The 18,794-nt window shown below is 35.5% G+C and carries 17 protein-coding genes; 9 read left to right on the forward strand and 8 right to left on the reverse strand.

All coding sequences use genetic code 11. The annotated features are described in order from the left end of the window. Entirely contained in the window at positions 1-420 is a 420-nt protein-coding gene (locus ULVI_RS06865) for an SRPBCC family protein (RefSeq protein WP_068591033.1), read from the forward strand. Positions 421-426: 6 nt separating this feature from the next. Here ULVI_RS06865 and ULVI_RS06870 read toward each other — a convergent pair whose 3' ends face one another. Together ULVI_RS06870 and ULVI_RS06875 are read right to left on the reverse strand one after the other, a co-directional pair. After that, entirely contained in the window at positions 427-732 is a 306-nt protein-coding gene (locus ULVI_RS06870) for a T9SS type A sorting domain-containing protein (RefSeq protein WP_068591035.1), read from the reverse strand. 204 nt (positions 733-936) lie between these two features. Beyond that, positions 937-1,131 (reverse strand): hypothetical protein, encoded by a 195-nt coding sequence (locus ULVI_RS06875; protein ID WP_068591037.1) that lies wholly within the window; start codon positions 1,129-1,131, stop codon positions 937-939. 100 nt (positions 1,132-1,231) lie between these two features. Between ULVI_RS06875 and ULVI_RS06880 the strand changes: the two genes are divergently transcribed. From ULVI_RS06880 to ULVI_RS06890, 3 genes are all read left to right on the forward strand, one after another. After that, positions 1,232-1,810: a HupE/UreJ family protein gene (locus ULVI_RS06880; RefSeq protein WP_068591038.1), complete on the forward strand. Its 579-nt coding sequence runs from the start codon at positions 1,232-1,234 to the stop codon at positions 1,808-1,810. A gap of 423 nt (positions 1,811-2,233) precedes the next feature. Continuing rightward, entirely contained in the window at positions 2,234-2,665 is a 432-nt protein-coding gene (locus ULVI_RS06885) for a deoxycytidylate deaminase (protein WP_068591039.1), read from the forward strand. 1 nt (position 2,666) lies between these two features. Next, positions 2,667-4,274 (forward strand): S41 family peptidase, encoded by a 1,608-nt coding sequence (locus ULVI_RS06890; protein ID WP_068591041.1) that lies wholly within the window; start codon positions 2,667-2,669, stop codon positions 4,272-4,274. Positions 4,275-4,281: 7 nt separating this feature from the next. Here the strand turns inward: ULVI_RS06890 and ULVI_RS06895 are convergent, their stop codons facing one another. Next, positions 4,282-4,476 carry a hypothetical protein gene (locus tag ULVI_RS06895; RefSeq protein WP_068591043.1) on the reverse strand — a complete coding sequence of 65 codons (195 nt, stop codon included), beginning with the start codon at positions 4,474-4,476 and terminating at the stop codon, positions 4,282-4,284. A gap of 51 nt (positions 4,477-4,527) precedes the next feature. Further along, positions 4,528-5,109, reverse strand: coding sequence for a MarC family protein (locus ULVI_RS06900; RefSeq protein WP_068591045.1), 582 nt, complete (start codon positions 5,107-5,109; stop codon positions 4,528-4,530). A gap of 121 nt (positions 5,110-5,230) precedes the next feature. Between ULVI_RS06900 and ULVI_RS06905 the strand changes: the two genes are divergently transcribed. The 4 genes from ULVI_RS06905 (at position 5,231) to ULVI_RS06925 (ending at position 10,699) form a co-directional block, all read left to right on the forward strand. Next, positions 5,231-5,794: a DUF3109 family protein gene (locus ULVI_RS06905; protein ID WP_068591047.1), complete on the forward strand. Its 564-nt coding sequence runs from the start codon at positions 5,231-5,233 to the stop codon at positions 5,792-5,794. Positions 5,795-6,061: 267 nt separating this feature from the next. Then, positions 6,062-6,664: a hypothetical protein gene (locus tag ULVI_RS06915; RefSeq protein WP_068591051.1), complete on the forward strand. Its 603-nt coding sequence runs from the start codon at positions 6,062-6,064 to the stop codon at positions 6,662-6,664. 513 nt (positions 6,665-7,177) lie between these two features. After that, positions 7,178-8,155, forward strand: a complete 978-nt coding sequence (locus tag ULVI_RS06920; RefSeq protein ID WP_068591053.1) for a ribonucleotide-diphosphate reductase subunit beta — start codon at positions 7,178-7,180, stop codon at positions 8,153-8,155. 123 nt (positions 8,156-8,278) lie between these two features. After that, a complete protein-coding gene (locus ULVI_RS06925; RefSeq protein ID WP_068591055.1) occupies positions 8,279-10,699 on the forward strand; it encodes a ribonucleoside-diphosphate reductase subunit alpha in 2,421 nt (806 codons plus the stop codon). Positions 10,700-10,752: 53 nt separating this feature from the next. On the opposite strand, the gene ULVI_RS06930 is transcribed toward ULVI_RS06925, so the two are convergent. The 3 genes from ULVI_RS06930 to ULVI_RS06940 all read right to left on the reverse strand — a co-directional run bounded on the left by ULVI_RS06930 (position 10,753) and on the right by ULVI_RS06940 (position 14,991). Then, the gene (locus ULVI_RS06930; RefSeq protein ID WP_068591056.1) at positions 10,753-11,151 is read right to left on the reverse strand and encodes an ACT domain-containing protein; all 399 of its coding nucleotides are present in this window, start codon (positions 11,149-11,151) and stop codon (positions 10,753-10,755) included. 315 nt (positions 11,152-11,466) lie between these two features. Further along, positions 11,467-13,710, reverse strand: a complete 2,244-nt coding sequence (locus ULVI_RS06935; RefSeq protein WP_068591058.1) for an inorganic phosphate transporter — start codon at positions 13,708-13,710, stop codon at positions 11,467-11,469. Between the two features lie 81 nt (positions 13,711-13,791). Beyond that, on the reverse strand, positions 13,792-14,991 hold the full coding sequence (locus tag ULVI_RS06940; protein WP_068591060.1) for a porin: 1,200 nt from the start codon (positions 14,989-14,991) through the stop codon (positions 13,792-13,794). A gap of 399 nt (positions 14,992-15,390) precedes the next feature. On the opposite strand from ULVI_RS06940, the gene ULVI_RS06945 reads away from it, so the two are divergent. Next, positions 15,391-15,756: a toxin-antitoxin system YwqK family antitoxin gene (locus ULVI_RS06945; protein ID WP_068591062.1), complete on the forward strand. Its 366-nt coding sequence runs from the start codon at positions 15,391-15,393 to the stop codon at positions 15,754-15,756. Between the two features lie 129 nt (positions 15,757-15,885). Here the strand turns inward: ULVI_RS06945 and ULVI_RS06950 are convergent, their stop codons facing one another. Next, entirely contained in the window at positions 15,886-18,714 is a 2,829-nt protein-coding gene (locus ULVI_RS06950) for a TonB-dependent receptor (RefSeq protein WP_068591064.1), read from the reverse strand. Positions 18,715-18,794 lie beyond the last annotated feature (80 nt).

Genomic DNA, 18,794 nt, shown 5'->3' on the forward strand with positions numbered 1-18,794 from the left:
ATGAATAAGGAAAAAACAATTACAGTTACAACAAAAGTGCAAAGCGATCTCAAACAAGTTTGGGAAGTATGGACCGGCCCCGAACATATTAAGCAATGGAATTCACCATCTCCCGATTGGCATACTCCCAAAGCAAAAAATGATTTGCGAGAAAAAGGGAGATTCTCATATAGAATGGAAGCGAAAGATGGTAGTATGGGATTCGATTTTAGTGGAACCTACACAAAAATTGTTCCTTATAAGCACATTGCCTATACGCTTGATGACGATCGAAAGGTATCGATAGATTTTAAGGAAATGGGAGACACCGTTGCGATTACAGAAACTTTTGAGCCGGAAAATGAAAACCCTATCGACATGCAACGGAGTGGTTGGCAAGCTATTTTAAATGCGTTTAAACAATATGCTGAAAAGCACTAGGCAAAATTAATTTTTAATGAATTTCTGAACAGTTTTATTTCCAGTTTCTGAAGTAAGTTCTAGAAAGTATAATCCTTCAGAAAGGGTTGATACATCAAGCAAATGCGAAGGGTTTTCTTCGGAAGCTACTTGTCGTCCATTTATGGTGTAAATCGCAAGGGTTGTAATTTGGGTTCCTTCCGAAGTAATAAAAAGCATTTCTGAAGCAGGATTGGGATATACTTGTACCGAAAAAGACTCAAATTTGTGAACGGAAAGGATTCTTTCTCCTCCGTAAATAGCTTGATCACCTGCGGCATTGGTAAATACCATGGAGTAATAATCAGCATCATCTAAAGTGATCTCATACGAAAAAGGCGCGTCTTTATTAGAAACATAAAAATTGAAATAGGTTTCTTCAAAAGTTTGATTGTCTGGGTCGTCACAATTGTTTGTTGTACTTATATCTATAGAGGGTAACGTAAATTGTTGATTGTTGAAATCGTAATCGGGACTACTTTCAAAATTGTTACAGACTTAAGTGTTAAAAAGGACAACGTCAACATCGAATAAAAGAAGTTCGAGAGTGCCTAACGAAGCAGGAACCTCGACGGTTTCATTATTAATAACCAATTCCAGTAGTTCCCAATCATTTCGTACAAGTGGGTTGTATTGTGCTACAGAGATTGTGCTCACAAATAGCAGGGTAACCATAAGTAGTTTTTTCATCATAACTTCTGTGTTAGGATGGGGAGTGTAATTCGCAACGACAAGACACAAAATTCCGTAGTACTTTATTTATCTTTGCTGAAACCTCAAAATTACCTTCCTCATGTCCGATTTCTGGTTGTATTTTCAATTGGGTTTACAGCATGTTCTTGACTGGAATGCTTACGACCATGTGTTGTTTCTTATTGTGTTGTGTGCAGCGTATTCGATTGCCTCATGGAAACGACTTTTAGTGTTGGTGACCTTGTTTACTGTTGGACATACGCTTTCATTGTTGCTTGCAAATTATAAGGTAGTACGTGTTAATGGCGCATTGATCGAGTTTTTAATTCCAATAACTATTTTAGCGACTGCATTATATAACCTCTTCACTGCTGGAAAAGAGCAGCGTATGGAGAAATTAAGGGTGCTATACATTGTAACTATATTTTTTGGTTTAATCCACGGTTTTGGTTTCGCTTCTTTTTTCTCTCGTCTTGACAGTGGGGGAGGTATGGCGCCATTACTTGAATTTGCGCTTGGAGTGGAAGCTGCTCAGATTATTGTGGTATTATTAGTTCTACTGCTTAGTTTTATATGCCAAACTATTTTCCGTTTCAATAAACGCGATTGGGTATTAGTGATTTCAGCGATTGTAATTGGTTTGGTAATTCCTATGTTACAACAAACTTGGATTTTTTAATTAGGGTTCGCTGTTCCTTCACGAACACCTCTGGCTCTTTTAAAAGATGTTTTTTTGTAGATTTTGGTGTATTTTTTAAATTCTAATTGCTAGCAACTTCCTTGGCTTTCCTTAAGACGAAAATGTTTTTAGGTGTGATTAACCATTTTTTATAGTAAAATTCTGCGTTAGGGATTGAGGCGGCATCCCCCGGTTTTCCCGGGGATATAGCCGAAAGCCCGCCGGTTGTAGCGTAGCGAAAACAGGAACGCCCAAACTTTTGTTGTACGAATGTTTATAGAAGATTTTAAAGTTTACCTACTGTCAATTTCACAATCTTTTGCAAATAGTTAACACAACAAATTTTGAAACGGTGTAACTTCCTGTTAATTTCGCTACTTATAGAAGTGTATTCTAATAGAAACACCAAGCCTTCACCATTTTATGAAAAAAAACAAGCAGACCCAATACGATATTGCCTACCTTAGAATGGCGATGGAGTGGAGCAAGCTCTCCTATTGTAAACGAAAACAAGTTGGCGCTTTAATTGTAAAAGATAAAATGATTATTAGCGATGGCTATAATGGGACCCCCACTGGTTTCGAAAACGTATGTGAAGATGAAGAGGGAGATACAAAGTGGTATGTATTGCATGCCGAGGCGAACGCAATTTTAAAGGTCGCTTCGTCTACGCAATCTTGTAATGGAGCTACCTTATATATTACGATGTCGCCGTGTAAAGATTGCAGTAAATTAATTCATCAAGCCGGAATTAAACGTTTGGTATACCATCACGATTATAAAGATAATTCTGGAATAAAATTTTTAGAGAAAGCGGGCGTTAACATTACGCACATGCCTTCTTTGCAGCTATAATATGAGAATACCTACTAAATACCTCCCATTACTTATTGGGGTAGCTTTGGCTGCCGGTGTATTTGTAGGCTCTAAACTTAATTTTAACGACACTACCGAAAAGATTTTCGCTACCAACTCGAAAAAAGATAAACTAAACCGATTGATCGACTACATCGATTACGAATATGTAGATCAAGTAAATACAGATAGTATTGTTGATGTAACAGTAAATGGAATTCTAGAAAACCTGGATCCACATTCGGTGTATATTCCTGTAGATCAATATGAGGAAAATGCCGATGATATGCGTGGAAATTTTACGGGTATTGGAATAAGCTTTTATGTGTACAAAGATAGTATTTCGGTAATACGAGCCATTGCCGGAGGTCCTGCTTCCAAGGTGGGTATTCGAGGAGGAGATCGTATTTTATATGCCGACGGAAAACAAATGTTTGGAGATTCTTTGGTGCGAGATAGTATTTCGAGATATTTAAAGGGAGATGTTAATTCGAAAGTGAATCTAAAGGTCTTTAGAAAAGGAGAACCTGAGCTACTAGATTTTAAGGTGCGTCGCAAACGTGTTCCAATTGTGAGTGTAGATGCTTCGTATAAAATTACAAACGACATAGGGTACATTAAGTTAAATCGGTTTTCTGAAAGTTCGTACGACGAATTCGAAGAAGCACTAGAGGATTTAAAAGACGAGGGAATGAAAACCTTAATTCTCGATCTTCGAAACAATCCTGGCGGCTATATTTCTACAGCAGAACGAATTATAGATGAATTTTTGGAAGACGATAAATTGGTGTTGATTACACGAAATAAAACAGGAGAAGAGACCCAGACGTATGCGACGCGTAGAGGGGATTTCGAAAAAGGAAAATTGTACGTCCTTATTAATGAAAATTCTGCCTCTGCCAGTGAAATTGTAGCGGGAGCGCTTCAAGATAACGACAAAGGAACTATCGTTGGGCGACGCTCTTTTGGAAAAGGATTGGTGCAACGAGAAATGTCTTTAGGGGATGGAAGTGCGGTGCGACTTACTATTGCTCGGTATTACACGCCTACAGGCCGTTCCATTCAGAAACCATATGGCGAGGGGAACGATGCTTATTATAACGATTACGAAAAAAGATATAAGAACGGGGAACTTCAGCACGCAGATAGTATTCATGTTGCCGATTCACTGCGTTATGTTACTCCGAAAGGAAAAATCGTATATGGTGGCGGTGGAATTATACCCGATATTTTTGTTCCGAAAGACACAAGTGTTGAAAATGAAACCATTCAGTATGTGGCACGAAGCGGCTTTATGAATTATTTTATTTTTGAATACTTAGAGAATCATAGAACGATGTTTAACGGGATTCCTTTTGAATCGTTTGCCTCCAGTTACGAAGTGGACGATGCACTTTCCGAAGAATTTATAGAGTATGCTAAATTATCGGAAGCTAAGATTGATCTTAGCACCTATTCTGAAGCTTTAAAGAAAGCATTAAAAGCAAATATTGCCCAACAACTTTACGGACCAAATGCGTACGAATTCGTTCTCAACGAAGGAGATCCTATGCTTGAGAAAGTATTGCAACTTGAAAACCCTGTCGAACAAGTAACGCCAGAGGAGTAAAGAGCACCTACCTTTTCTTTTCAGAAATTTTACGAGAAACAATCAATATCACTAGTAATAAAACTACACATGCAGCTGCAAGAACGCCAATGGCGGCAACGCGACTTTCTCCCTCAAATAAATGATCAAAATCAAGGTGAGTCGCATTAAAAATTATGAGCCCGCAGGCTGCAGCGATAAGAATATAAATAAAGGTTTTCATAACTATTTTTAATGTAGAATGAACAATACTAATTTAGACAACGAATTGTTGTTAATTAAATAACTCTTGGATATTCGAGGTGAATAATTTTACAGCAATTGCAAGTAAAATTACACCAAAAATCTTTTCGATAATAGCAATTCCATTCTTTCCTAAAAAACGTTGCAGTCTTCCAGAGGTTTTAAGAACGATAAACACGACTATAACATTAACAATAATCGCTACAATAATGTTTTGTAACTCGTATTCTGCACGTAATGAAAGTAAGGTAGTTAAACTTCCGGGTCCGGCGACAATAGGAAATGCGATAGGAAACACAGTGGCCATGTCTAAATTTTCCTCGTTTTGTTTAAAGAGTTGTACGCCAAGAATCATTTCTAACGCAATAAAGAAAAGAATAAAAGCACCTGCAACGGCAAATTCGTTTACATTAATTCCAATAAGGTTTAAAATTTCTTCTCCTATAAAGAGAAAAACTGTAAGCACTATTGCAGCTATAATAGACGCTCGACCACTTTTAATTTTACCAGATTTCTCTCGTAACGAGATAATTATTGGGATGCTTCCAATAATATCGATTACGGCAAAGAGAACCATTGTGGCAGTTGCTATCTCTTTAAAATTAAAATTCATAACCTGTAATTTAAGGGCGCAAAAGTAGGAATATTAACCAGCAGTAGCATCATATAAATAGGTTAAAATTAAGCCATTTTTTCTTCGGAATAAAACAAGGAATCCGTGTATCTTTGTCGCTATGTTTCAACTAGGAAAAACGATCGTTTCTGAAGATCTTATCGAGAAAGAATTTGTGTGTAATTTGGGTGCATGCAAAGGTGCTTGCTGTATTGAAGGTGAGGCTGGAGCCCCAGTAACTGAAGAAGAAATAGGTATTCTAAAAGAGATTTACCCAAAAGTGAAACCCTTTCTTCGACCCGAAGGCATTGCCGCTATAGAAGCACAAGGTACTCATATTAAAACAGACCTAGACGAGCTTGAAACTCCGTTAGTAGAAGGAAAAGAATGTGCTTATGTTACTTTTACCGATAATGGAACAGCAAGTTGTGGTATAGAAGACGCCTACAATGCAGGTGCTGTTTCTTTTAAAAAGCCCATTTCGTGTCATTTATACCCAGTGCGAGTTCAAGATTACAGTGAGTTTGCTGCAGTAAACTATCACAAATGGCCTATATGTAACGACGCATGTACTTTAGGGGCTTCTCTAAAAGTTCCTGTTTACAAATTTGTAAAAGAAGCACTGATCCGCAAATTTGGTGAGAATTGGTATACCGAACTAGAGAAGGTTGCAGAAAAAATGTAATGCTCTTTTAGCGTTCTTGGGTGTAATCAAAAGCTTTTAACTTTCTAGAGATCTTGGTTTTTTTGTTCCTAAAATTATTTTTCCAGTTTTTATTTTTGAAGATGGTAATAAGGCAGATCTATATTAAATAGAAGCCGCATTTCTTCGAATCTTTCTTTCATTTTATCCCAGAAAAAGACGCTTCTTTTAAACGTGTTGGTTAGTTTGCTGATTATCATTATATTAGTTTTAATTAATTCAAAAGAGTATTTTTTTAAACCGCCAGCCATGAAAAACGTTACACTATTACTTTGTATTGTGATTTGCTTTGTTTCTTGTAAAGACAATCCTGTTTCAGAAAAAATTCGAGAAACCAAACAAAATGTTTCAAACACTTCTAGTGTAGTAAAAGAGATGAATGAAATGCAAGAAGATATGGAGGATTTAAAAGAAATGGAACCACTTACCAATTCTCAACTAAAAGCGTGGTTGCCAAAAGAAGTTGATGGTATGAAGCGTACAGGTTTTAAGGCAGGACAAATGGGAATGATGCAGATTGCTTCGATCGAAGCTACATATGCAAATGAAGATACATCAAAGATGTTCAAAATAGAATTGATTGACGGTGCTGGGACGATGGGTGCTGCAGCCACCGCCGGCATGAGAATGTTGTTTTCACAAGAATTTGAAGAAGAAGATGCCTATAAAACCCGACGCACGGTCGAAAAGAAAGGTGTGAAAGCGATTGAAGAATACAGGAAAAACAACAATAATAGCATCATAGAATTTCTAAAAAACCGTCGATTTTATCTGAAAGCAACGGGAACCAATATGGATTTAGAAGAAACGTGGAAGCTTATTGATGAACTTGACATCGATAATTTAGGGTAATTAAAAATTGTAAATAAATTTCATAACAGAGATTTTTAAAACAATAGAAAATTTAGAAGGTTTGCTATTTAGTTTAGTTCTTGGTTAAGATTTCTACTACTTCGAATATTCGTAAGTGCATTTTTTGGAGGGACTCTTTTTTTTGAAACCCAAAATGGGAAATTTGCTTTTTGTTTTTAAAATTGAATTAATTTTTATCATATTTTTTGTTCAAAAAGTTCTTCTTAAAAATCCCTTAAAAAGTGTGGGCAGCTACTATGAAACGGAAGGCTTTCAGAGTTCTTAACGATGATTGAAGCGAATGTTTATAACTCCAACAAAAGGCTTTTAAGGTATTGATTTAAAGTGTGTTAAGATAGATTTTTAACAAAACAATAATAACAGTTTATTTTCTACGTGTTGAAAACTTTGTTGAAAACCTAGATTCGTTTTTTGCTTAATTGGCCATAAAAATAGTCATATTTGTTAGTCCCTAGTAACAGGAAAATAATTCAGAAAAAAGCAAAGGACATTATGAGCGTAGCAGAACCAATTTTAGAGAAAAATGAAAATAGATTTGTGATCTTTCCAATCGAACACCACGATATTTGGGAATGGTACAAAAAATCGGAAGCAAGTTTTTGGACTGCTGAAGAGATCGATCTTCATCAAGATCTATCAGATTGGACAGGCAAGTTAAATAATGATGAGCGTTATTTCATCAAGCATATCCTCGCTTTCTTTGCCGCTTCAGATGGAATTGTAAATGAAAACCTTGCTGAAAACTTTGTAAATGAAGTTCAGTATAGTGAAGCCAAATTCTTTTATGGTTTTCAAATCATGATGGAGAATATTCATTCTGAAACCTATTCTCTTTTAATAGATACTTACGTAAAAGATGAAACTGAAAAAGACCTGCTTTTTAATGCGTTGGAAAATTTTCCAGCAATTAAAAAGAAAGCAGATTGGGCATTAAAATGGATCGAAAGCCCAAGTTTTGCAGAGCGTCTTATCGCTTTTGCGGCAGTAGAAGGGATTTTCTTTTCGGGTGCTTTTTGTTCTATCTTTTGGTTGAAAAAACGTGGCTTAATGCCAGGACTTACCTTTTCGAATGAATTGATTTCAAGAGATGAGGGAGTACATTGTGATTTTGCAGTGCACTTACACAACCACCACCTTATTAATAAAGTGCCTAAAGACCGAATTCGCGAGATTATCGTAGAAGCTTTAGATATTGAACGTGAGTTTATTACCGAATCTCTTCCAGCAAGTCTTATTGGAATGAATTCGAAATTAATGACACAATACTTAGAATTTGTTACAGACCGCCTTTTAGTAGAACTAGAATGTGAGAAAGAATACAATACTACAAACCCATTCGACTTTATGGATATGATTTCGCTTCAAGGAAAAACTAATTTCTTTGAAAAGCGTGTCGCTGAATACCAGAAAGCCGGAGTAACTAATAAAGACAAAGAGTCTAATAAGATTAGTTTCGACGCCGATTTTTAATTAAAGGCCTGTCGCTACCCCACACGACACCTTTCTATATATTGCTGATAATGTGTATTCTATAGATTACACCAAGGCACATTTTTTCAAAAAAGTACGAATACCTCAAAAAAACAAAACAAAATGAATGTAATAAAAAGAGACGGCCGGAAAGAACCAATAATGTTCGATAAGATTACTGCACGGGTTAGAAAGTTGTGTTATGGTCTTAATGAATTGGTAGATCCGGTAAAAATTTCAATGCGTGTTATCGAGGGGTTATATGATGGGGTAACTACAAGTGAATTAGATAATTTGGCAGCAGAAGTAGCTGCAACGATGACGACTTCTCATCCAGATTATGCACGTTTAGCAGCACGAATTTCTGTCTCGAATTTACATAAAAATACAAAGAAGACGTTTTCTGAGGTCATGAAAGATTTGTATGAGTATGTAAATCCACGTACTGGTAAAGATGCGCCATTGTTAAGTGATGAGGTGTATAAAATAATTCAAGATAATGCAGAAGAGTTAGATTCTACTATTATTTATAATCGCGATTTTGGATACGATTATTTCGGATTTAAAACATTGGAACGTTCATACTTACTAAAACTTAATGGGCAAATTGCTGAACGTCCACAGCATATGTTAATGCGTGTATCGGTAGGGATTCATTTAGACGATCTTGCGTCGGTAAAGGAGACTTACGAGCTAATGTCTAAAAAGTATTTTACCCATGCAACACCTACATTATTTAATAGTGGAACACCAAAACCACAAATGTCTTCTTGCTTTTTGTTAGCAATGCAAGATGATAGTATCGATGGTATTTACGACACTTTAAAACAAACCGCAAAAATTTCACAATCTGCTGGAGGTATCGGTCTATCTATACATAATGTACGTGCGACAGGATCGTATATTTCAGGGACTAATGGAACGTCTAACGGAGTAGTACCTATGTTGCGTGTATATAATGACACGGCACGATACGTAGATCAAGGGGGCGGAAAACGTAAAGGTTCTTTTGCTATTTATGTTGAACCTTGGCATGCAGATATTTTCGATTTCTTAGATCTTAAAAAGAATACAGGAAAAGAAGAAATGCGGGCGCGCGATCTTTTTTACGCAATGTGGATTCCAGATCTCTTTATGAAACGAGTAGAAGAAGATGCTAACTGGACACTAATGTGCCCTAATGAGTGTCCAAACCTCTTTAATGTGCACGGAGATGAATTTGAGGAATTGTACCACAAATACGAATCTGAAAACAAAGGGAGAAAAACGATTAGAGCCAGAGAGCTTTGGGAAAAAATCATGGAATCTCAGATTGAAACCGGTACGCCTTATATGCTATACAAAGATGCAGCGAACCGTAAGAGCAACCAGAAGAATCTTGGAACCATTCGATCTTCTAACTTATGTACAGAGATCATGGAGTATACTTCCCCCGATGAGGTAGCAGTATGTAATTTAGCATCTATTGCATTGCCAATGTTCATTAAGAATGGAGAGTTCGATCATAAAGAATTATTTAGAGTAACAAAACGAGTAACTAAAAACTTAAACCGTGTAATCGACCGGAATTACTATCCAGTGAAAGAGGCAGAAAACTCTAATTTCCGTCATCGTCCGGTAGGTTTAGGAATTCAAGGTTTGGCAGATGCATTTATTATGATGCGCTTACCATTTACAAGTGATGAAGCTAAAAAAGTAAATCAAGAAATTTTTGAAACCCTATATTTTGCAGCTTTAACTGCGTCTATGGAAGAGGCGAAAGCTGATGGACCTTACCAAACCTATAAAGGATCACCTATATCTGAAGGAAAATTTCAACACAATCTTTGGGGAATAGAAGACGAAGAATTAAGTGGCCGATGGGACTGGGGAAAACTTCGTAAGGAGGTGAAGAAACATGGAGTGCGTAACTCCTTATTGGTTGCGCCAATGCCAACCGCATCAACGTCGCAAATCCTTGGAAACAACGAAGCGTTCGAGCCGTATACTTCAAATATCTATACAAGACGCGTACTTTCGGGTGAATTTATTGTAGTGAACAAGCATTTATTAGAAGATCTTGTATCATTAGGATTGTGGAATGATGATCTAAAAGAACAGATCATGCGTAACAATGGTTCGGTTCAAGATGTTGATATTCCTCAAGATCTTAAAGAACTTTACAAAACAGTATGGGAACTCAAGATGAAAGATATTATCGATATGTCCCGTCATAGAGGATATTTTATCGATCAGTCACAATCGTTGAATTTATTTATGGAAAATGCAAATTATGCAAAACTTACCTCTATGCATTTTTACGCATGGAAGAGTGGTCTTAAAACTGGAATGTATTACCTGCGAACTAAGAGTGCTGTAGATGCTATTAAGTTCACTTTAAAAACGCAAGCTAAAAAAGAACCCGTAGCAGCAGTTGCTGAAGCAACTGTAGCAGCGACGTCTGCTGTTTCAGACAAACCAATGTCACCACAGGAGTTCAGAAAAATGCTGGACGCCTCTAAAAATGGTGATGAAGATGACGATTGCCTAATGTGCGGATCGTAGTCTAAAAACAAGTGTTAATTGAAAAAAAGGAAGGCGAAAGTCTTCCTTTTTTATTAGTGTTTTCTAGACAATTTTTCTAAAACGTTAATTGCTTTTTCTGAATCTTTTTTATCAACGAAAATATGGTCGTGGTAATATCCAGCAATTACATTACAGCTAATATTATTTTTCGCTAATTCTGTCGAAAATATAGCTGTTAATCCTATTGCATCTAGAGATGAATGAATTGTTAGAGTGATCCAAGAGGCAATATATTCATACCTTAACTTTAATAGGTCTGCTTTTTTTCTCTCAATAACAATAGTAGTTCCTTCTATTTCTTGAAATTCACAAACAGTATCATTTCTATTAATCGTATTTAAATCTTTTACCGTAGCGAATACATATTCCCCTACATTTAATTTGGGAGTCATTCCCTTTATTAATTCCGAGATATCTGTTTCTCCAGCCATTTTTTTATTTTTTACTAATAGTTGCTTAATGACAATATAGGTTTAGATTTTAATTTTTTTAGGACGTCACAGGGCAAATTTTTCAGTAAGAATGATACCTTCAAATATTTGGCGACCAATTAAATATACTTTTATTTTCCATTGTGTTGAAACCACTACATTATCAATATCCAATATTGTATATAACATTAATATAAAAATATAGGTTTCAGTCGTAGTGTGGTTTTTTCAGAATAACGCTTTTTCAGAATAAAAAAACCCTTACATCATTGCTGAGGTAAGGGTTCCCTAAAATTAAGGTTTAAAAAATGTATGCTATTCCTTTTTATAGCTGGTATAGTATTCTTCCATTAAATTCATCATTGCAGTAACCAGATCTTTAGTTTCAAGTAGTAAACCAAAGTATAGTGTGGTATTCTTTGGACTGGATTCTTCATTTCTAGTTCGGGCAATTTGCTTTTCAATTTTTTCAGAAACAGAGTTAAATAAGACTTCTTTTTCATTTAAAATAGCTCCAATTTTTTCGAACTCACGATTGTTAAAAATGGTTTCAATTTTCAGCAGAAGTTCTTCTAAAGAACGATCGATTTCTTGTAAATCTCTAATCTGATTAAAACGGAGCGCCTTGTGGTTATTGTTGATGTGCTTATAGCTCGTTTTCGAAATGTATTCTAATGATTGAGCCATATCTTGAAGATATCCTAAAACAATAATGTAAAAGTTACTTCCACGCACACTGGTTTCGTCCAGTTCTTTAATAAAATAGAATATGTTGTCACGTAATTCGTCTATTTCATCATTTAGTTTTTTAACTCCTTTTTTACTTTTCTTCAGTTTAGAAGTGTCCTGTTTTGCTAATCCACGAAGCACATCTGAATAGATCTTATTAGTACGAGTAACTACATTGGAAATGTTTTCTGCACTTTCTTCAATAATTCCTTGAACAGTACGACTTTCTGTTTTCTTAAGTCCCGTTTTATTTAGCTTTTCAACTCCTTTTTTCTTATGAGAAAGATAGTTTCTTACAAGAAGTCCGATGGCTAATAAAAGAAGGATTGCGATGGCGGTTCCTTTTCCTAAATAGATAATATAGGCTAGTGTACCAGCAGCTACAAAAGCAGAGAAGGCTGTAAAGAACCATCCTCCAATTACATTTAATACTCCGGCAACACGGTATACAGCACTTTCTCTTCCCCAAGCACGGTCTGCGAGTGAAGTACCCATGGCTACCATAAATGTAACATAGGTTGTGGAAAGAGGCAACTTCATAGAGGTTGCTATAGATATTAATACTCCAGCAACCATTAAATTGATTGAAGCACGAATCATATCGAATGCTGGAAGTTCGTATGTTTTGTGTTTATGTAGATTTATTACTGGTTTTTCAAAACGCGATGATATTTTATCTGCGGTGGTTTTTGGAAGTATCATGTTAATTCCTTGAGATACGGCAGTAGTACCCTTTACAACAATGCGTGAAAGCATGTTAGGTTGAAATTTTTCGTGTCCTTCACCTTGTCGAGAAAGTCCAATTTCGGTGTCTGCTACTGTTCGAGCTTTTTTAGAAAACCAAAGTGTGAGTACCATAATTCCACCAGCAATGAACAATAAGAAAGGTTCTGCGGGAACTTTAGATTCTAAAATATTCATTGAAAATGAACTTGCCGCTTCGCCTGAGGCCGCCCATGCTTCGTATGAGTGGTATGCTGCCATAGGTACTCCAATGAAATTTACCAGATCGTTCCCTGAAAATGCAAGGGCGAGTCCGAAAGTTCCAATAGCAATAACTACAATAAGAATGCTCTTCTTAAAAATTTTCATGAACAGGTACGAAAACACAGTCCAGAAAACAAAGCTTCCTAGAATAAGGAGCGTAGTTTGCCCTTCAATAAGTTCTTGAAGATCACCATACCAAGGGGTTCCTTTTAATCCTTTCAGAAAAATAAAATAACCGATGGCAGAAAGTGCAATTCCTCCAAAAATAGCTCCGAAATTTTTGATTTTATTTTCGTAGTGAAATGTAAAGATCATCCTTGAGAGCCATTGTACAACAGCACCAACAGTAAATGCAATGACCACAGACAGCAAGATTCCTGTAATAATTTCGGTTGCTTTGTCTGTATTAATATAACTTCCTAAATCTGCCCAAGTTTCAGTACTGCTTGCTCCAATTTTAATTAAAGACATTACTACTGCGGCACCAAGAAGTTCAAATACGATAGATACCGTAGTCGAGGTGGGCATTCCGAGGGTGTTAAAGAAATCTAATAGAAGAATATCGGTAATCATTACTGCCATAAAGATGATCATGATTTCTTCAAAATAAAATTGTCCTGGAACAAATATGCCTTTACGGGCAACTTCCATCATACCACTAGAAAAAACGGCACCAATAAATATCCCTAAGCTGGCAATAATCATAATGCTTTTAAAAGAAATTGCCTTCGATCCTATTGCAGAATTTAAAAAATTTACAGCATCGTTACTTACACCAACAACCAAATCTGCTACCGCAAGAACGGCGAGAGCAACGAGCATTAATAGATAAATGTTTTCCATGTTTCTTGTTTACTTTAAAGTGGCACAAAAGTCCCAATTATTTATATAAAGTTTGTTACCAAATTGTTATGTTAATAAGGTTTAAAAATGGAGCTCGAACCCCATTCTAAAAGCCAGTTCATCTTTTTTATTTTCAACTGTATTGTAACTAAAATCGCTTTGTACTTTGAGCTTGTGTCCGACAAGATATTTTGACACCCCCACTGTATATTGATTTTGAGCTTCTTTCATTGTTAAGGCATCAAAATCTAACGTAGTAAATCTTGCTGCTACTTCATAATTGCTTCTTAATAGATAACCTGCTTGAAGGTTAATAGCACTTCCTTCTTCAACAACGTCTCCAGTAGGAGAGCCATCACTATTTAGAGCTATTGGATCTTTTGCCTTTCGGTTAGCATATTCCCCCATAAAAGAAAAACCTTTATATTTAAACATGGCATCAACAAATAATGTATAAATATCTGTTTCAAAAAAACCATTATCGGTTTCCATGTAAGACCCTAGATTACTTCTCGTTTTAACTGCATTATTGTTGTAATCGTAAGTGATGCCCAACATTAGTTTAGGTGTAGATTGTCTTTTTAAATCGCTTTGAGTGTACTCATCGTTTCCTTCAAAGTTTCCAAAGGGCAAAACTTCAATTCTTCCGGTGTATTGGTGTCCGCCTAGATTACCTTCAGTTACATTTCTTCCTTCTCCTTGAGATACTGCAATTTTTTCTCGAATAATAAATGTTTCTGAAAGGTAATCGTAATGTCTAAGTTGGAACCCAACATCACGGTCAATATTAAAGCGGCTGTTAAGTAAAGAGCGATCGATTAACTGAAGGTTTGCTGAAGACACCACACGTTCTACATTTCCTGGGAGTTTGGTTTGTCCAACCCATAGTTCAAAATTTTCGTAAAAATTCCATTTTAAAACGGCGTCAAGAATAATTCTGGGGGTGTTTCGGTTAAATGCACTTGCTCCAGACACATCTCTATTTGAAAGTCCTAATTCTATTTTGTAGGTTAGCTTTGGAGAATAAGCAAATCCTCCAAATTTTAATCGAGCCCTTCTAATTAAAAAATTATGCTCTGGTTTATTATAGGAAGTTCCATTGTAATCCCAGTTGGATACTGCTCTAAATTGAATTCGAGGTGCAAATTTAACACTCCAAGAACTGTCTTTGGCAACAAGGTTAATTAGCCCTTTTCCAAATTTAGTTTCGGTTGTATCCTGAGCGTGTGTTTGCACGAAGGAAACCAACGTTATAAATAACGCCAGATGGCAATATTTCATCAGTATCGATTTTAGTTTTTGTCACTGCAAAGAACTTACTAAAAAATTAATTTTATGTTTCCTAATCGTTAAGTTTAAATTGGTTTAAAAAAAATGGCTACCCGAAAAGGTAGCCAATACAAGAAATGTTAAAATCTAGTCGACAAAAACTAAATCGATTTAACTCTTGTAAAATTGTCTGATGACAATACACAAAGAAAGAGCTCAAAAACGTATTTCATATGATTAGATTATTAAAAAATTATTAAGAATTTAGCTTGAATAAGTGTTTAGACAAAATGTAAACCGTTGAAAAACAGGTGTTGAATATTCTAATGTTAACTTAATGTTACCTATATGTTGCTTTAAAGTAAAATATGTTTTATATTTGTTAGAGATAATAATTAAAAGTGCCTTGTTATGAAAAATTTAGTTTGTTTATTAGTTATTGCGTTTTCTTTTAGTACCGTAATGGCTCAAGAGTTGAAGAAAGACACCTTTATAATGCAAGGTGATTTGATCGCAGCAACATTATTTCATGATAATGGAATGGTCGCTCAAACCGGTTTTTACACGAAAGACAATAAATTACAAGGAGAGTGGGTAAGCTACGATACCAACGGTAATAGAAAAGCAATAGCTCAGTATGATAACGGTCAAAAAGTAGGAACTTGGACATTTTATCAAGGAGATATTAAAAAAGAAGTGACTTACAATAATTCTAAAATTGCGGAAGTGCGCACGTGGGAAGTAACAGATACTCGTATGGTAACTAATAGACCCTAAGTGTTTGATTTCCTGTATATATAATTAAAAAAGAGCCTTGCAATTGCGAGGCTCTTTTTATTGAGACAAAAAAATAATTTGAGACAAAAATTATAATCTTGCAGTTATTAACGATATACTACGTTAGTGCTAAAAACGTATTGAATAGCTAAGGCTGATTTCTTGCCCTGGGTTCCATTTTGAATAAATTTCATCCTGTGCACCAAAAGATTGATATACACTTTCAATGTCATCATCCAACAAGTTATCGAACTTAAGAGACAAAGTAGTGTTTTTCTTTTCTCCTAAAACTTTAGACAGGTTAAGTTTTACATTATGAAAAGGTAATGTGAAAACATCAGCAACATCTGCCGCTCCTACGATCTCTAAGGTTTTTCCCTGAGTATTATAGAATAGGCCACCTTGCCATCCAGAATCATTATCGTTATAATTAAATCCAATATTAATTAGATAGGGTGATTGTCCTTGGAGTTGACGGGTATCCTCTAACATTTCACCTTCTCGTAAGTTGTCTAGTCTTCCTTGTCTTTCATCGTCACTATACTCTTGTTGAGATTCAATTAAAGAAAAGTTAACATTGAATGATAGATTTTGAAGTCCTTGAATAAATCCTAAGTTTTTACGAACTTCAATTTCACCACCAAATACATTAGCATCTCCAAGGTTTAATGGTGTGTACTGTCCGTATGCTCTTCGAATAAAGGAAAGTTCTATTGGATCATTAAAGGTTTTATAAAAACCACTTAAAGCAAAGAAATCACTACTTTCTCCATATTTTTCGAATCTTAGGTCAAAGTTGTTAATGTAACTAGGCTGTAAATTGATATTACCAATAAACGTTGTACTGCTTATAGGATCGAAAATTTCTGCTAAAGAAGCTTCTTTAAATGAAGGTCTTGCAGTAGTTCTTGCATAAGAGGTGCGTATTTTTGTATCTCCTTCTTCATTAAGATTGAAGATTAAATTCGCTGAAGGGAAAAAGTCAGATTTGTCGAGGATGGTTGCATTGTTAAAAGCAGAACCATCTTGTCGTTCTCCTGTGTATGTTAGATCAAATTTTTCAAAACGTACTCCTAATATGGCATTGAACCAATTAGTGATTTTAAATTCTTCTGAAGCATATCCCGCCGCAACTGTTATTTCAGAATCAAATGAATCGGAATCGTTAGAGTCTTCTCTAATATAGAAACCACTATTCGTAGCAGGATCATAAATATTCTCATCAGAAAGAATTTGATTTGGATCTCCCCCTAATGAAGCCGATGGAAAGTTGAGGAGAGCCACAGAATATTTTGTAACCTCAAAATCTCTTTGTTTATAAGTATATGCTCCTCCAAATTTTGTTTTAGCATCAAAACCAAATAAAGAATGCTTTTTTTCAAGAGCTAGCTTACCAGCCAAACTAATTTCTTCTAAATTTCTATAAAATCGGGAAGGAATACCAGATTCACTAGGTTCGATAGTAAAAACTTCTTCACCAGTATCTGGATTAGTAGAAACTCTAAAAGGAGTCACTCTAAAATCTTTATCATCGATACGCGCTAACGATGGTGATAATTTCCACTCTATTTCCCATTCGTTATCTTCTCCAAGGGAATGCTTACCACTTAACAACCCATTGGTTATAGCTCTTTCTGTATAAATTAAATTATCTTTTTTTATACTATTGCTACTAATAATAAAATTGCTTTGTCTAAAAATAGATGCTTGAGATTCACCATTTTGTACATGAAGTACATTAAATCGATATTTAGATTTTTCAGTTTTAAATGACAATCCAGCCAAACCACTAATAAGTACATTATTTACTCCTACTTCTCCATTCTGTGTGATGTCTGCTCGGAGATCAAAAAGAGATGGGTCTGATTCTACCTTTCGGTAAATTTGACCATTTATGTAGTTATCATAATATGTAGTTTCGTTTTGGTAAGACAGTGACGCTAGGTATCCAAGTTTATTATCACCAACATCGTATTGATTTCCGGCAGTAGCAGAAAATTTTAAATCCATTAAACTATTATCTCTTTGTGCAGCTAATCTTGGTTCAAAACGTTGGGTAATTGCTTGAGCTACTTCTTCATTTTGTTGCGGCAAGGGTACTACTTGACCTTCTGCAAGCGGATCACTTCTTAAGCCATCATCAAACCCAAGAAAATCTGTCGAGCTAGATTCTGATGTTAAGTAATTATTGTTGAAGTGAAAATCTGAGTTATAACTAGCACCAATTGAAAAACTATATTCTTCGCGACTAGGAATATCTTTTGTTACAATATCTACCACACCCCCAGTAAAATCGGCTGGTTGATCTGCAGTTGCTGATTTTACAACCAGTACATTTTCCAGTATTTGACTTGGAAATATGTCAAGCTGTAGTGTATTTCTATCGGGATCTAGACCAGGAACATCCATGCCGTTTAGAATCGATTTAGTATATCTGTCTCCTAACCCTCTTACATAGACAAATTTTCCACCTTGAATAGAAACTCCAGGAACATTTGTAACAGCACTTGCTACGTTACTTGCTCCTGTAGCTTTTATGGTTTCTAATGAAAGACCATCCATTAAATTAATAGAATTCTTTTGTAGGCTAAGTACAGCAGATTCGGTGTTTCTTCGTGCGGTGGTAGTAATTACTATCTCGTCGAGTTGACCAGCACTTGCCATTAATGTTACTTCAAGATTCGTAGTTGTATTTTCATTAATAACCACATCGGTGATTTCTTTCGTTTGATATCCAACAAATGAAAAGACTAACGTATAGGTTCCCGCATCTAACTCTAATGTGTATTTACCTTCAAAATCTGAAGTAGTTCCTGTTTGTGTGTTTTTTACAATTATATTAGCAAATGGAAGTACGTCATTATACTCTCCGTCATTTATTTTTCCTGCAACGGTTCCAGTTTGTCCAAAGGTGATATGCACTAAAAAAAGGAATACTACTAATAGGATGTTTTTCATAACTTAACTTTATAAACTTGCCCGTTATAAAAAACGGGCAAGTTGACTAATAATATGAGATCAAAATTTAATAAAAATGT

It is taken from the genome of Cochleicola gelatinilyticus, from assembly GCF_001637325.1.
GTDB lineage: Bacteria > Bacteroidota > Bacteroidia > Flavobacteriales > Flavobacteriaceae > Cochleicola > Cochleicola gelatinilyticus.

Coding starts and splice junctions, on each gene's coding strand:
- ULVI_RS06865 (WP_068591033.1), top strand. CDS start 1: ATGAATAAGGAAAAAACAATTACAGTTACAACAAAAGTGCAAAGCGAT.
- ULVI_RS06870 (WP_068591035.1), bottom strand. CDS start 732: ATGGTATTTACCAATGCCGCAGGTGATCAAGCTATTTACGGAGGAGAA.
- ULVI_RS06875 (WP_068591037.1), bottom strand. CDS start 1,131: ATGATGAAAAAACTACTTATGGTTACCCTGCTATTTGTGAGCACAATC.
- ULVI_RS06880 (WP_068591038.1), top strand. CDS start 1,232: ATGTCCGATTTCTGGTTGTATTTTCAATTGGGTTTACAGCATGTTCTT.
- ULVI_RS06885 (WP_068591039.1), top strand. CDS start 2,234: ATGAAAAAAAACAAGCAGACCCAATACGATATTGCCTACCTTAGAATG.
- ULVI_RS06890 (WP_068591041.1), top strand. CDS start 2,667: ATGAGAATACCTACTAAATACCTCCCATTACTTATTGGGGTAGCTTTG.
- ULVI_RS06895 (WP_068591043.1), bottom strand. CDS start 4,476: ATGAAAACCTTTATTTATATTCTTATCGCTGCAGCCTGCGGGCTCATA.
- ULVI_RS06900 (WP_068591045.1), bottom strand. CDS start 5,109: ATGAATTTTAATTTTAAAGAGATAGCAACTGCCACAATGGTTCTCTTT.
- ULVI_RS06905 (WP_068591047.1), top strand. CDS start 5,231: ATGTTTCAACTAGGAAAAACGATCGTTTCTGAAGATCTTATCGAGAAA.
- ULVI_RS06915 (WP_068591051.1), top strand. CDS start 6,062: ATGAAAAACGTTACACTATTACTTTGTATTGTGATTTGCTTTGTTTCT.
- ULVI_RS06920 (WP_068591053.1), top strand. CDS start 7,178: ATGAGCGTAGCAGAACCAATTTTAGAGAAAAATGAAAATAGATTTGTG.
- ULVI_RS06925 (WP_068591055.1), top strand. CDS start 8,279: ATGAATGTAATAAAAAGAGACGGCCGGAAAGAACCAATAATGTTCGAT.
- ULVI_RS06930 (WP_068591056.1), bottom strand. CDS start 11,151: ATGGCTGGAGAAACAGATATCTCGGAATTAATAAAGGGAATGACTCCC.
- ULVI_RS06935 (WP_068591058.1), bottom strand. CDS start 13,710: ATGGAAAACATTTATCTATTAATGCTCGTTGCTCTCGCCGTTCTTGCG.
- ULVI_RS06940 (WP_068591060.1), bottom strand. CDS start 14,991: ATGAAATATTGCCATCTGGCGTTATTTATAACGTTGGTTTCCTTCGTG.
- ULVI_RS06945 (WP_068591062.1), top strand. CDS start 15,391: ATGAAAAATTTAGTTTGTTTATTAGTTATTGCGTTTTCTTTTAGTACC.
- ULVI_RS06950 (WP_068591064.1), bottom strand. CDS start 18,714: ATGAAAAACATCCTATTAGTAGTATTCCTTTTTTTAGTGCATATCACC.